We start from the raw sequence: 13745 nt of genomic DNA on the forward strand, positions 1-13745 counted from the left end.
GGCGCCAGGCTGTTTGTCTGGGTCATGTCCCCAGGTCCTCCGTCACGGGCAGGCACTCGGCGAGCAGGTCGACGACGTCGCGCCAGGCTCGCTGCGCGTGCTGTGGGTGGTGGCCGACGCCGGGGACCACGGGGTGGTCGACCGGCGGGTGGTGGAAGGCGTGCAAGGCGCCGCCGTAGATCGCGAGGCGCCAGTCGACGCCCGCGGCCTGCATCTCGGCGGTGAACGCGTTTCGTTGCGCGGGCGGCATGATCGGGTCTTCCGATCCGACCCCGGCCCACACCGGGCAGCGGATGCGCGCTGCCTCGCCCGGTCGGCCCGTGGTAGTTGCGTTGACCGTCCCGATCGCGCGCAGGTTGGCGCCGTCGCGCCCGAGTTCCAGCGCGATGGCGCCCCCGGTGCCGTATCCGATGGCGGCGATCCGGTCGGGGTCGGTCCGCGGTTCGGTGCGCAACTCGTCGAGTGCCGCGTGGCCGATGCGCCGCATCCGGTCGGGATCAGCGAGCAGTGGCATGCAACGGGCCAGCATCTCCTCGGGGTCACCCAAATAGCGCCCGCCGTGAAGGTCGAAGGCCAACGCTACGTATCCCAGCTCGGCGAGGGCATCGGCCCGGCGGCGCTCGACGTCGCTGAGTCCCATGCCCTCTGGCCCGAGCAGCACTGCGGGCCGGCGGTCGACACCGGCCGGGAGCGCGAGGTGCCCGATCATCGTCAAACCGTCGGCCGGGTACTCGACCGTACGCGTCGTGATCGTCGTCATGAGACTGGACTGTAGTGATCGTCGGGCCCGGTTCGGTCGGTGTTCTGCCGCTGGCAGAACACCGTGCGTCTCCCTCGTGTCCCTTTGGAATGCGGGGCCGAGCGCTCAGGACTTCGAGATCATCTCGTTGCCCCTTTGGCGCGTACCTCGGTCACACCCCCAAAGGAAACGACGTCTGGAGCCCGGCACGGTCACTCCGTGTCGGCGAGGGCATCACTCCGGCTGAGGCCCCATCGGCAGACAGGAAGTCGGGTACCTCGTACGTTCCAACGCCTTGCGGGCGGCGAGATAGCCCGCGATCTTGAACGCCAGTTCGTGAGAGCCGAACGTATCGGCGCGGGCGTGTCGCAGTACCACCCGAGTGGCGACCACGACTCCGTGCTCGGGCAAGCTCAGCTGTTCCTCGATCCCCACGGAGGCAGCCTCGAAGAAGCGTGACAGGGCCTCGGCGGGTTCGTAGTCCACCGTCAGCTCCTGAGCCACCTCGAAGGCGAATCCCTCAGCCGCGGGCTCGAAATCCACCTCTATCTCCGCGAAGTGCGGCGCGCAGTTCTGCTTCCGGTGCAGTACTCGTACGCCACGGATCGGACGTGGCGGGAACCGGGGCGGCACTGACGTCATGCCGGAACGCTACCGCTCCTGGTACCTCGCTCCGCTTTCGCCGTCGGCCGTGGTGACAGCAGACCTGCCTCTGTGACACCCCTCGTGCTTCGGCTCATCGGTCCGGGTCCCGCGGACTGTTCGGGGCGCGGCTTCCACAGCTCGAACTCGAGGTGCTCGATGTCCGTGGACCACGTCTCCTCCAGGATCCCGGCGTGGCGGCCGTTGTCCTGGAAGGGGACCTCCTTGAGTGCGTCGGCGGTGATCTGCGGGAGCTGGGCTTCGCCGACGCCGGCTTCCCGGCCGACCAGTGGGTCGCGGCGGTGATCAGCGGGTGGAGGACGGGAAGGCGTAGTGGACGATGCCCCGGCTCACGATCTGCGTGGTGCGGGGGGGTGAACAGGGCGGCGCGGGGCCGCGACCGGTCCCCTGTTCCGGTCGCGGCCCCGTGCACCGGGATGTGGATGTCTGTCACGAGCCGCAGCAGCCGCCCGCCGGGGCTTGCTCGCCGGCCGCCCCGACCGCGGTGGGGGCGCCGAGCCGGACGGGTTGCGGCGCGGGCGTACAGCAGCCTCCGTCGCCCTTCTGGGCCTCGGGGGCGTCGAAGAGGCCGGCGCCGCCGCAGACTCCGGTCTCGGGCAGGGTGAGTTCGACGCGGTCGGCGGAGGCGAGGTCGCCGGCGATCGCGGCGGCGACGGAGCGGACCTGCTCGTAGCCGGTCATCGCGAGGAAGGTCGGGGCGCGGCCGTAGGACTTCACGCCGACCAGGTAGATGCCCTGCTCGGGGTGGGAGAGCTCGCGGTGACCGTGGGGGTAGACGGTGCCGCAGGAGTGCTGGTTGGGGTCGATCAGCGGAGCCAGGGCGACGGGTGCCTGGAGGCGCTCGTCGAGGCCCAGGCGCAGCTCGCCGAGGAAGGACAGGTCAGGGCGGAAGCCGGTCAGCACGATGACCTCGTCGACCGCGTCCAGGCGGCGCCCGTCCTCTCCGACCAGGACCAGGCGGCCGTCATCTGCCCGCTCGATCGCCTGGGTGCGGAAGCCGGTGACCGCGTCCGCGTGGCCCTCGTCGACGGCGGCCTTCGCCGCCAGGCCCAGGGCGCCGCGCGCCGGGAGCTGGTCGGCTTCTCCGCCGCCGAAGGTGGAGCCGGAGATGCCCCGGCGCAGGATCCACGTCCCCTTCGTCCCGGCGCCGTCGTCGGACTTGGCGAGGTCGGCGAGGTAGGCGAGCGCGGTGAATGCGGAGGCGCCGGAGCCGATGACGGCGGTGCGCTTGCCGGCGTACCGGGCGCGGACGACTGGGTCTTTCAGGTCCGGGACACGGTAGGCGATCCGGTCCGCAGCGGCCTTCTCACCGAGCGCGGGCAGCCCGCTGCCGCCGGCCGGGCCGGGCGTGGCCCAGGTGCCGGAGGCGTCGATGACGGCGCGGGCGAAGACGCGCTCCTCACGGCCGTCGGCGTGGGCGACGTGCACCACGAACGGCTGCTGCTCACGGTCGGCGTCCACGATGCGGTCCCGGCCGGCGCGGGAGACACCGGTGACGCGCGCGTCGTAGCGGACGCGGTCGCCGAGGACGTCGGCGAGCGGCTGCAGGTAGAGGTCGACCCAGCCGCCGCCGGAGGGGTAGGTCGCCGGGTCGGGTCGCGTCCAGCCGGTGGGGGCCAGGAGCTTCTCGGCGGCCGGGTCGACGACCTCGCCCCAGGTGGAGAACAGCCGCACGTGCGACCACTCGCGCACCGCCGCGCCGGCGGCCGGACCGGCTTCCACGACCAGGGGCTCGATGCCCCGGTCGACCAGGTGGGCGGCGGCGGCCAGACCGGCGGGCCCGGCCCCGATCACGACGACGGGCAGCGCGGTGGTGGCGGGCGCGTTCACGGCGACTCCTTACGTATTTCGACATTCATCGATGTATTGCGCAGCCCAGCATGGCACCTGTATCGATGAGCGTCAACATAGACATTTATCGAAACCGGGGAGGTTCGTTCATGGAGCACGTCGACGTCGCGGTGATCGGCGGCGGGCAGCCCCGCCTCGTCACCGCCCACGCCCTGCTACGGGAGGGCCTTCGGGCCATGGTCCTGGAAGCGCCCGACACCGCAGCCGGGCCTTGGCCCCGGTACTGCGACAGCCTCACCTCGTCCTCCCCGGCGTTCTCCCCGCGTTCTCCCCGGCCCGGTACAGCTCCCTGCCCGGGATGCCGTTCCCCGGCGGCCCAGGCCGCCACCCGCACCGCGGCGAAGTCGCCGCCCACCTCACCAGCTACACCGCCCGCGTCGCCCGCCACCTCGCCGCACACCTGCGGAGCCGGTGACCCACCGACCGCCTGGTTCGACATGTGTCAACATAGACGCATGTCGAATACGAAGGTGCTGCCGCTGCTCGAGCCCGACGACGGCCGAGGCGTGGCGCCGTGCTGCCCACCGCTGACCGAGCGCCCGATGACCGCCCAGGAGGCCGAGACCGCCGCGCGGATGTTCAAGGCGCTCGGCGACCCGGTCCGCCTCCGCCTCTTCTCGGCCGTCGCCTCCCACGAGGGCGGCGAGGCGTGCGTGTGCGACATCTCCGACGTCGGCGTCTCCCAGCCCACCGTCTCCCACCACCTGAAGAAGCTCAAGGAGGCCGGGCTGCTCACCTCCGAGCGGCGCGGCACCTGGGTCTACTACCGGGTCGAGCCGTCCGTCCTGGCGGCGATGGGAAAGCTGCTGGCCCTGCCGGCCGCGGCCTGACCAGCCAAGGAGGGGGGACATCGTGGGGAACGAATCTGCGAGCGCGGTGATCCTGCCGCCGGCGCCGGAGCACGCCGAACACGTGCAGGCCGTCTACCGGGCCGGAATCGACGAGGGGAACGCCACCTTCGAGGCCGTCGCACCGACCTGGGAGGCGTTCGACGCGACGAAGCTGCCCGAGCACCGCCTCGTCGCCGTCGTGCCGGACGTGACGAATCGGCCTCTCAGTATCTCCAGCTGGCGTAGATGGTGACGTTCCCGGCGTTGTCCTTGGCTCCGACGCACACGTCTCGCCAGTCGAGCAGCCAGCCGCTGGAGTGGCACTTCTCCTGCTGGAGGCCCAGTTCGCGGATGATCTCCGGGCGGGACAGGCCGTCCTCGCTGATGACTGTCGCGGCGCGCCAGCAGCCGCCGGAACCGCAGCTGGTGCCTTCCTCGATCATGGTGATGCCTGGCGGCAATGTGGGGAAGGCCTTGGTCGACGGGGCGTCCGAGCCTTCGCTGATCATCAGCGCGTACAGGAGACCGGCCACGAGGGTGAGGGCGAACTGCATCCCCAGGAAGCCGATCGCTCCATTGCGGCGGGAAATCCATCTCGGAGGAGGGGAGCCTTCGTGCCGTCCTTCCAGTCCCGCGCCGCAGGCGATGAGCAAGGGCGCGAGAACCGTGAACACGAGATGGGCGTCGGGCCTGGGGGCGTCGATCCAGCCCTGCTGGACGCTGATCAGCAGACCGGCTCCGGCGAGCAGCGCGCCGCCGACAGGGAATCCGACGGGGCGGGTGCGGGCGATCGTCATCCAGACGACGGCGGGCGCGACGGCGAAGAGTATCCCCAGGACAGTCAGCATGTACGGGGGGACGCGCGACCCCGAGCGCCCGGTTCCACACGCCCCGGGCTCAGGCGCTCGGGAGGCTCCTACGCCTCCACGTACGCGACGATCGTGATCTGCCGAAGGGCGGTCACGTAGGAGATCACCCGGACTCCGTCGACGTCGTCGACGGAGTCGCGCAGCAGGGTGTCGGGCACCGACGTGCCGAGTTCGGGGTTGACGCTGATCGCGACGATCGCGCGGTCCAGGCGGTGCGTCTCGGTGGCGGTCAGCTTCTCCAGCCGGCTCAGCGCGGGCTCCACCAGGACGGCCTGGGACCGGCGCGGCGCGAGCTCAAGGTGGCACGGGGCCGCTCGCCGACGAGACGCTCCGGGTGGGCGTCGCGGGCTTCCTTCCACCACACGCCGGACTCCGAGGCCGGGTAGCCGTTGGCGGCGATGTCCTCCAGCACCGAGGCGAGGACGTCTGTCTTCGCGCGTTGGGCGGCCGCGTACGCGCGGATCGACGCGGCGGCGTGCTCGTCGAGGGGCTGACGGTCGGGCACGGGGGCCGGCTGCTGGTTCATCGAGGGCTCTTGGGCGTTGCCGGCGTGTGTCCTCACGGTAGCGCCGGGGCGGGGCGCTCCGGGACGGTACGGGCGAAGCCCCGCACCCGCACCGGCGGGTCTGGCCCGGGTCACGGTGGCGGCGTCGCCCCGGGCAGCTGTCCGGCGAAGTCCCACCACTGTTCGATGGTCCACACGGCGACGCTGGAGCGGTCGGTGGACATCCGCAGCCACACCTCTTCTCCACCGGGCATGAGCGCCACTTCCAGGTGCGGCTCGTCCCACGTGCCCAGCGGGTACATCCACCCGATGCCGTCGGGCCAGGTGCGCATCGCCACCGTGCGCACGCTCAGCGCTGCGGCCAGGGCTTCAAGGGCCGCACGGGGTATCCGTACCTCCGCCGGTTCGCGGCCGAACGCTTCCACCAGCCCCCCATTCCTGCGGCGAGACGTCCATCTGCCGCGTCCTATAGCTTGCCAGACGGGAGGTCACATCTGGGCGTACGCCCGCACAGGCACTCCATACCGCGGACCTGGCGGAGGACACGGTGCGTGATCGGCGGGGGCCTGCCGCGACGTGGGGCGTCACGCTGCCACGCGGGATCCGGCCCAGGACGGGGTTCTCAGCCCCGATCCCGCTGTCCTGCGCCAACGAAGATTGGCCCATTGTCAACGAAGTGTGATCGATAATGGCCCTACTCGCTGAGGGTGTTGGCATTCACACGAGGCTTTGATGCTCCGCGGGACAGACGCGCGAGCAGCTGACCTGCAGTAATGGCAACGTACGGCACGATCAGAACCCCGAAGCCGAGGTCCAGCCAGTCATAGGTCGCGCCTCTGAAAAGCGAGGACCATGCCTGGGCACCCGCGACGGATCCGGCAATCACCAGCAGCACCGACGTCATTGCATACAACACCTTTGCGGCTCGGGGCCGCCGCTCTTTGAGCAGTTCACCACCCGCACCCAGTGCCACCACCGCAGCAAAAGCATCATGCGGTTCCAGGCGGCCCGTCCCGATCGCGTCCACGATGTTGATCAAGATCCCGATCGTGCCGACGACCAGTGCACCTTGAGATATACGGCTGCTCATCAACCCTCGCTTGCAGTCAAACTTCGATGGCAATGGATTAATCTTCGATGACACGGGGCCCCTGCCCAAAAACACTCTCATATCGGGACATTGGGTCGGCTTCTGTCACACGGTCGACGGCGGGGTGACAGGGGGCGTGACACCTCACTCGTTACGTTCGGTGATCAGTTCGGGAGTGGTGGCCATACGTGCGGGCCGGTGCACTGTCCGCAGCCGGCGCACTCCGTGTAGAACTGCTTCGGGAGGCGCGGGCACGAGCAGATCGGGTTGTAGTCGGGGGCGTCGTCATCCTCGAACCAGGGCTCCCCGAGCGGCGGCGCGCAGTCGACGTGGACCTGGCCGTCGGCCGCCCTCCTCGTACCGGGTGCCGCAGCTCGTCACCTTCACCCGGGAGACCACCACGCGGTCGGCTGGGCCACCGCCTGCCTGCCCCGCAACCGGAGCCGAGACCGGTCAAGCGGATGCCATGGATTCCGGGGCCGAGACCACGCCGCCGGGGCCGGCGCTGGGTGCGTGGGCTGGGCGCCCCGGCACCGTCGCGGTCGTGGCCGCCCTCCGGGCCGGCCTGGTCGGGGACGGGCGGCCAGGGTGCCGTCGACGGTCGCCGCGCGTGGCTGCGGGGGATGTTTGCGGGCGTGTCTCGTCTCGGCGGAAGCCGGCCTGATCAGTCGGCGATCTGCACGGTGACGTAGAGGTCGCCGGGCGTGCCGCCGTTCTTGCCGGGGCCGCCGAGCTTGCGAAGCCGGATCCTTTGGCCGTCCTTGATCCCCCGCGGGGATACGGATCTGGATGGTGCGCTGGTGAACGATCCGGTCCTTCCCCTCGCACGTGGGGCAGGTAGGTGGCGCTCTCCTGTCGATTCGGGTGACGCAGGCCGGGCAGGTCTTGCGGGTGGTCAGCCGTAGCGAGGTGATCGCGCCGTCGGTGGCCTCGCGCGGGCTGACCCAGAACTCGGAGGTGCTGTCGGGCGAAGCGGGCCACCTGTCGACCGTGGTCTGCCTGCCCGTCGTCGGTGAGGACCTTGACCGCCACCATCCGGTCGACCTCGGGATCGTACGCGCGCCGGACCTGGCCGAACCCACCCGCGCCGATCGGCTCGACCCACTCGTATCGGCCGTCCAACACGGCCCTGCCCGCACAACTCCCCCTCCGAGTACGCGCCGCACCGCGCGGCACACCGCACGGGTACCCGTCACGCCATTCGGGACGAGCCCGGTCGAATCCGTCCTGACACACGCGTACGGAAAGCCACGAGGCCGGCCGGAGCACCCGGCACGTGAACGACGCGCCGGGCACGAATCCCGTGACGCCACGAGCCCGATGCGCCGCAGAACACTCCGGGCTGTTCCCGGGCATCCCGGCGGGCCCCGCGGACCGTGGAAATCCAGCCGTCAGCGGCGCGCCGCCTCGCGGCCGGCCGATCGCGCCGCTCAAGGAACAGGCTCCTCCCGACGGCCGCCCCACCGCCATTGCACCGAAAAGAACACGCTATGGAAAATATCGACCCATAACCGGTTCTTCCACCGAAGGCACCGTTCGGCATTGCCTTTTCTCCTCCTGCTCGCGGAGATCTCCCCTGCGCCCCGCCCGGAACATCGCACAGTTTCCTGTGCCATCGGACTCCATGACCGGACGATGGGCGATCACCACCCCGGCGCAAGGAAATCGACAATGCCTCACGGACCCCCTGTGAACAGCCTTCGATGAACCTTCCATGAACGACATGTTGCACACCCAGGCCATGGCCGAGAGGGTGCATTACGTTGACCGCAGGTGCTGCCACAGAAGGTCGGACGCCACAGCGCAAAATCCCACTCCTCGAGGAATCCTGTGAAGTTGTACAAGCAACCGGGCGATCTTGTGGCCGTCGTCGGAGCCGGCGCCATGGGAACCGGGATATCCCAGGTCGCGCTCCTCGCCGGCCACCGGGTGCTCCTGCTGACCCGCCGCGCGGAGAGCTCCCGCCGAGGCCGGGAGGAAATCGAGAGCCGCATCCTCCGGCTGGTCGACAAGGGACGGCTGGAAAAAGAGGAAGCGCTCGCCGCCCTGGACCGGCTGACCACCTCGGAAGAATTACCGGAAGCGGCATCGGCCGGCCTCGTCATAGAGTCCGTGCACGAGGACATGGCGGCCAAGTCCGCACTTCTGGCGGACATCGAGAAGCACGTGGGCGAGGAAGCCGTTATCGCCACCAACACTTCTTCCCTGTCCGTGACCGCTCTCGCCGCCGGCCTGGAAAACCCGGCCCGATTCGCGGGACTGCACTTCTTCAATCCGGCTCCTTTGATGGCGCTGGTCGAAGTGGTCTCCGCGCCGTCCACGGCCGAGCGCACCACCCGTTTCCTGCGCAGGACCGCAGAACGCTGGGGAAAGACCCCGGTGCTCTCCGCCGACCTGCCCGGATTCATCGTCAACCGGGTGGCACGCCCCTTCTACGGGGAGGCGCTGCGCACCCGGGAACAGCGGGCGGCGTCACCGGCCACCATCGACGCGGTCCTCACGGGGTCGGGGGGCTTCGCCATGGGCCCCTGCGCGCTGATGGACCTCATCGGCCACGACGTCAACGAAGCGGTCACCCGGGGGGTGTGGAGCGCCTTCCACCACGATGCGCGCTTCGCCCCCTCCCTCGTCCAGCGCAAGCTGGTGGAGGCCGGGTACCTGGGGCGCAAGGCGGGCCGGGGGTTCTACGACCACGGGCCCGGCGCCGCCCGGCCCGCTCCCGACACCCGCGCCCCGGTGTCCGTACCGCCGCCGCGTCTGGTACGGCTGCACGGTGACGCCGGGCCCGCCGGAGGGCTCGTGGACGTGCTCGTCGCGGCCGGGATCCCCGTCGAGCGGGTGGCGGCCGACGCCGGCAGCGCGCTGGACGGGATGTTCGAGCTGCCCGACGGGACGCTGCTGCGTCTGACCGACGGGCGCACGGCCGACCGGCACGCCCGGCGTACGGAACGCCCGGTCGTCCTGTTCGACCTGAGCCTGGACTTCGCCACCTCCTCCCGTACCGCCCTGGCGGTGAGCGGCGGGGCGCCCGACGCCTCGCGGGACGCCGCGGTGGGCCTGTTCCAGCTGCTGGGCAAGGACGTCAGCACGGTGGACGACATCCCGGGGCTGCTGGTGTTCCGCACCGTCGCCATGCTCGTCAACATCGCGCTGGACGCGGTGGCCGACGGCCTGGCGAGCGCCCCCGACATCGACACCGCCATGCGCCTGGGCACCAACTACCCGCTGGGGCCGGTCGCCTGGGGCGAGCGGATCGGGCTTCCCTCGGTCCTCGCCCTGCTGGAGAACCTCGACGACGAACACCGGGACGGGCACTACCGCCCCTCCCCCGCGCTGCGCCGCGGCGCGTTGCGCACCGGCCCGCTCGCGGCCTGACCCCCACGCCAGAAAGGGAAACACCACCCATGCAGGCTCTGTCACACCTCGCCCAGGACATCGCGTCGGCCAAGGAGCAAGGGCGCTACCGGACGTACCTGAATCTGGAGCGCCGCGCCGAGACGGCCCCGCAGGCCGTGCTCCACGCCGCCGACGGGCCGCGCGAGATCATCGTCTGGTGCTCCAACGACTACCTCTCGCTGAGCCACCACCCGACGGTCATCGACGCGGTCGCCGACGCGGTGCGCGGCGTGGGCCTGGGCACCGGCGGCGCGCGTAGCATCTCGGGCACCAGCACCTTCCACGAGGACCTGGAGGCCGAGCTCGCCTCGCTCTACCGCAAGGAGCGGGCGCTGCTGTTCAGCACCGGCTTCGCGGCCAACGACACCACCTTGTCGGTGCTGGGCCGGCGCATACCCGGGCTGGTGATCTTCTCCGACGAGCTGAACCACGCGTCGATCATCCAGGGCGTCCGCAACAGCGGCGCACAGAAGAGGATCTTCCGCCACAACGACACGGGCCACCTGCGCAAGTTGCTGGAGGAGACGGACCCGGACGTGCCCAAGCTGGTCGCCTTCGAGTCCCTGTACTCCATGGAGGGCGACTTCTCCCCGATCCGGGAGATCGTGGACATCGCCGAGGAGTTCGGCGCCCTGACCTACCTGGACGAGATCCACTCGGTCGGCATCTACGGCGAGGAGGGCTCCGGCTACGCGGAGGAGCAGGGCGTCCGCGACCGGATCACCGTCTTCCAGGGCGGTTTCGGCAAGGGGCTCGGCGGGGCCGGCGGTTACATCGCCGGGCCGGCCTCGGTCATCGACAGCGTGCGGACCTTCGCGGCCCCGTTCGTCTTCAGCACCTCCGCCCCGGCGCCGCTGGTGGCCGGCGCGCTGTCCGCGCTGCGTCTGGTCCGCCACGACTCCACCCAGCGGGACCTGCCGCGGGCGCGCGCGTCGGAACTGAAGGAGGGACTGGCCGCGCGGGGCATCCCGGTCATCTCGCGGGACAGCCACGTGGTCCCGGTGCTCGTCGGCGACCCGCACCGCAACAAGGAGGTCAGCGCGCTGCTCCTGGGCGACCACGGCATCTACGTCCAGCCCGTGAACGCGCCGACCGTGCCCGAGGGCACCGAGCGGCTGCGCGTCACGCCCACCTCCCGTCACACGGCCGAGGACGTCCAGGTGTTCGTCGAGGCGCTCGATACCGTGTGGTCGGCGGCCGGTCTTCCCCGCAGCCGCTGATCGCACCGGCCAACGGCCGTCGCCCCGGCACGAGTTCCGGAACGGTGCTCGTGCCGGGGCCGCGACCGAACCTGAACACGAGATTTCAAGGATTCCCGTGAAAAACACCACCCCACCCGTGCTCTGGCTGCTCGCGGTGGGCGCCTTCGCCATCGGCACGGACGCGTTCGTGATCGCCGGTGTGCTGCCGGAGATCGCGGACGACCTCCGTGTCTCCCCCGGTGCCGCCGGTCAGCTGATCACCGTGTTCTCCCTGACGTACGCGCTGTTCGCCCCGGTCAGCGCCACGATCACCGGCTCGCTGTCCCGCCGGACCGTACTGGCCTACGGACTGGGGGTGTTCATCGTCGGCAACGTGGTCTCCGCACTGGGCGACTCCTACGCATGGGTCGCGGCGGGCCGGTTCGTCGCCGCGCTCGGCGCCGCCTCGTACACGCCCCAGGCCTCCGCCGCCGCCGCGTCCCTGGTCCCCGAGGAGCGCAGGGGCCGGGCACTGGGCATCGTCATCGGCGGCCTGACCGTGGCCACCGCGCTGGGGGTGCCGATCGGCACCTGGATCGGCGGCCTGGCGGGCTGGCGGGCCACGCTGTGGGCGGTCGCCGCGCTGGGCGCGGTCGCGCTGCTGGGGGCCCTGATGCTGCCGAGGCTGGCGCCCGCGGGCAGGCACCCGCTGGCCGAACGGCTCTCGGGCCTGCGCAACCCGGCCGTCCTGATCACCCTGTCGGTCACCCTGCTCGCCGTCACCTCCGAGCACGTGGTCTACACGTACATCGGCCCGGTGCTCCAGGACACCACCCACGGCGGGCGGGCGCTGTCGGTGCTGCTGTTCGTCTTCGGCGTCGGCGCCGTCGCGGGCAACGCCGTCGCCGGAATCGCCACCGACCGGCTGGGCAACCGGGCGGTGCTCCTGCTCGCGGTCGGCGGCATGGCGGTGGACCTGGCCCTGCTGCCGCTGTGGTCCGGGTCCCTGATCGGAGCGGGCGTCGCGCTGTTCGTCTGGGGCGCCACGGGGTGGATGTACCTCGTGCCCCAGCAGCACCGGCTGCTTTCGCTCAGCGAGGCGAGCGGCCCCTTCACCGTGGCGCTCAACAGCTCCGCCCTGTACCTGGGCATCGCCATCGGCGGCGCGGTCGGCGGCCTCCTCGTCAACGCCTGGGGCCCCGAGTCGACCGCCGTGCCCGCCTTCGTCCTCGCGGCCGTCGCCGTCGCCGTCGCGGCCCTCACCTACGGACGTCCCACCCCCACCGGTCCAGCGCGGGAGACACGCAGTGATCCCGCGCGGCAAGGAGTTTCCGACGATGACTGACCGACCTGCCGACGACCCCGTCGTGATCACCGGGATAGGCACCCTGCTGCCCGGTACCGGATCGGCCGCGGAATTCTGGCAGCACGTCTCGAACGGGCGGTCCCAGATCGGGGCCCTCACCCGGTTCGACGGCCCCGCCGAGGGGCTGCCCGTGCACGCGGCGGCCGAGATACGCGACTTCGACCACACCGCTCGCCTGCCCGGCCTCGACCCCTCCCACGCCCGCAAGTACAGCCGGGAGATCCTGATCGCGATGTCCGCGCTCGTCCAGGCCCGCGACGACGCGGGGCTGGGCCAGGGGGACGTCGACCCCCGGCGGCTCAGTGTGATCTTCTCCTCGTCGCGCGGCCCGCTCTCCTGGTGGCAGCCGGTGCTGCGCGGCGAGGACCCGACGGCGTACGACGACAAGGGCGCCATGTTCCGCGGGCTGCCCGGCACCCCGGCCAGCCTGGCCGCCATCCACACCGGGGCCCAGGGCCTCGTAACGACCGTCAGCAACGCCTGCGTCGGCGGCCACCAGGCGATCGGCCTGGCCCTGCGGGAACTGCGGGCGGGCAGCAGCGACGCCGTCCTGGTCGGCGGCCACGAGTTCCCCATCCTGCCCGAGGTGGCGCACTGCTACCGGGCGCTGGGCAACGGTGTGCTCTCCACGGAGTCCGAGGACCCGTCCCGCGCGGTGCGCCCCTACAGCGCCGACCGCGAGGGGTTCGCCCTCGGCGAGGGCTCCGTGGTGCTGTGCCTGGAACGGGAGTCGACCGCGCTGCGGCGCGGGGCCCGGGTCTACGCCCGTGTCCTCGCCCACGCCTCGATGAACGAGGCCGACCACCCCACCACCATGGACCTGACCGGCAAGGTCACCGCCGGTCTGGTGGTGGAGGCCCTGGAGGAGGCCGGGCGCCGCCCGGACGAGGTGGGCTACTTCTGCGCCCACGGGACCGCGACCCGCTACAACGACCTCGCCGAGAGCCGGGCCCTGCGCGCGCTGTATCCCGACCGTGGCCTCGGGGCGCTGCCCCCGATCAGCTCCAACAAGCCGATCTACGGGCACACCTTCGGCCTGGCCGGGATCATCAACGCGGCCTCCACCGCTTTGATGCTGCACCACCAGCGGTTGGCGCCGACCATCAACCTGACGACGCCCGACCCGGAGTGCGACCACGACCACGTGGCGGAGGGCGCCCGCGACACCTCGTTCGATCTCGCGGTGTCCATGTCGTTCGCCTTCGGAAGCCAGACGTCGGTGTTGGCGATGGGGGCGGCGGCCTGAGATCCGCGC

14 protein-coding genes and 1 pseudogene are annotated in these 13745 nt (G+C 71.1%); 6 read left to right on the forward strand and 9 right to left on the reverse strand.

The window, feature by feature from the left end; genetic code table 11:
• Positions 1 to 22 precede the first annotated feature (22 nt).
• The 3 genes from RND61_RS02820 to RND61_RS02835 all read right to left on the reverse strand — a co-directional run bounded on the left by RND61_RS02820 (position 23) and on the right by RND61_RS02835 (position 3232).
• Positions 23 to 760 (reverse strand): dienelactone hydrolase family protein, encoded by a 738-nt coding sequence (locus RND61_RS02820; protein WP_315876016.1) that lies wholly within the window; start codon positions 758 to 760, stop codon positions 23 to 25.
• A 213-nt stretch (positions 761 to 973) separates the two neighbouring features.
• Positions 974 to 1381, reverse strand: a complete 408-nt coding sequence (locus RND61_RS02825) for a hypothetical protein (protein WP_315876017.1) — start codon at positions 1379 to 1381, stop codon at positions 974 to 976.
• 450 nt (positions 1382 to 1831) lie between these two features.
• On the reverse strand, positions 1832 to 3232 hold the full coding sequence (locus RND61_RS02835) for an NAD(P)-binding domain-containing protein (RefSeq protein WP_315876018.1): 1401 nt from the start codon (positions 3230 to 3232) through the stop codon (positions 1832 to 1834).
• 476 nt (positions 3233 to 3708) lie between these two features.
• Here RND61_RS02835 and RND61_RS02840 point away from each other — a divergent pair, with 476 nt between their 5' ends.
• Positions 3709 to 4083 carry an ArsR/SmtB family transcription factor gene (locus RND61_RS02840; protein WP_315876113.1) on the forward strand — a complete coding sequence of 125 codons (375 nt, stop codon included), beginning with the start codon at positions 3709 to 3711 and terminating at the stop codon, positions 4081 to 4083.
• A gap of 46 nt (positions 4084 to 4129) precedes the next feature.
• A pseudogene (locus tag RND61_RS02845) lies at positions 4130 to 4288 on the forward strand (GNAT family N-acetyltransferase); the annotation flags it as partial.
• A 19-nt stretch (positions 4289 to 4307) separates the two neighbouring features.
• On the opposite strand, the gene RND61_RS02850 reads toward RND61_RS02845, so the two are convergent.
• From RND61_RS02850 to RND61_RS02875, 6 genes are all read right to left on the reverse strand, one after another.
• On the reverse strand, positions 4308 to 4931 hold the full coding sequence (locus RND61_RS02850) for a hypothetical protein (protein WP_315876019.1): 624 nt from the start codon (positions 4929 to 4931) through the stop codon (positions 4308 to 4310).
• A gap of 68 nt (positions 4932 to 4999) precedes the next feature.
• A complete protein-coding gene (locus tag RND61_RS02855; protein WP_315876020.1) occupies positions 5000 to 5215 on the reverse strand; it encodes a hypothetical protein in 216 nt (71 codons plus the stop codon).
• Positions 5200 to 5478, reverse strand: a complete 279-nt coding sequence (locus RND61_RS02860; protein ID WP_315876021.1) for a hypothetical protein — start codon at positions 5476 to 5478, stop codon at positions 5200 to 5202. The genes RND61_RS02855 and RND61_RS02860 overlap by 16 nt, the downstream gene beginning before the upstream one ends.
• A gap of 110 nt (positions 5479 to 5588) precedes the next feature.
• On the reverse strand, positions 5589 to 5882 hold the full coding sequence (locus RND61_RS02865) for a hypothetical protein (protein ID WP_315876022.1): 294 nt from the start codon (positions 5880 to 5882) through the stop codon (positions 5589 to 5591).
• A 269-nt stretch (positions 5883 to 6151) separates the two neighbouring features.
• Positions 6152 to 6496, reverse strand: coding sequence for a hypothetical protein (locus RND61_RS02870; RefSeq protein ID WP_315876023.1), 345 nt, complete (start codon positions 6494 to 6496; stop codon positions 6152 to 6154).
• Between the two features lie 715 nt (positions 6497 to 7211).
• A complete protein-coding gene (locus RND61_RS02875) occupies positions 7212 to 7313 on the reverse strand; it encodes a DnaJ C-terminal domain-containing protein (RefSeq protein WP_315876114.1) in 102 nt (33 codons plus the stop codon).
• Between the two features lie 1094 nt (positions 7314 to 8407).
• Here RND61_RS02875 and RND61_RS02880 point away from each other — a divergent pair.
• The 4 genes from RND61_RS02880 (at position 8408) to RND61_RS02895 (ending at position 13736) form a co-directional block, all read left to right on the forward strand.
• Positions 8408 to 9922 (forward strand): 3-hydroxyacyl-CoA dehydrogenase, encoded by a 1515-nt coding sequence (locus RND61_RS02880; RefSeq protein WP_315876115.1) that lies wholly within the window; start codon positions 8408 to 8410, stop codon positions 9920 to 9922.
• A gap of 29 nt (positions 9923 to 9951) precedes the next feature.
• A complete protein-coding gene (gene hemA / locus RND61_RS02885; RefSeq protein WP_315876024.1) occupies positions 9952 to 11163 on the forward strand; it encodes a 5-aminolevulinate synthase in 1212 nt (403 codons plus the stop codon).
• 97 nt (positions 11164 to 11260) lie between these two features.
• Positions 11261 to 12469, forward strand: coding sequence for an MFS transporter (locus RND61_RS02890; RefSeq protein ID WP_315876025.1), 1209 nt, complete (start codon positions 11261 to 11263; stop codon positions 12467 to 12469).
• Positions 12462 to 13736, forward strand: coding sequence for a beta-ketoacyl-[acyl-carrier-protein] synthase family protein (locus RND61_RS02895; protein ID WP_315876026.1), 1275 nt, complete (start codon positions 12462 to 12464; stop codon positions 13734 to 13736). The genes RND61_RS02890 and RND61_RS02895 overlap by 8 nt, the downstream gene beginning before the upstream one ends.
• Positions 13737 to 13745 lie beyond the last annotated feature (9 nt).

It is taken from the genome of Streptomyces tamarix (assembly GCF_032423885.1).
Classification (GTDB): Bacteria; Actinomycetota; Actinomycetes; order Streptomycetales; family Streptomycetaceae; genus Streptomyces; species Streptomyces tamarix.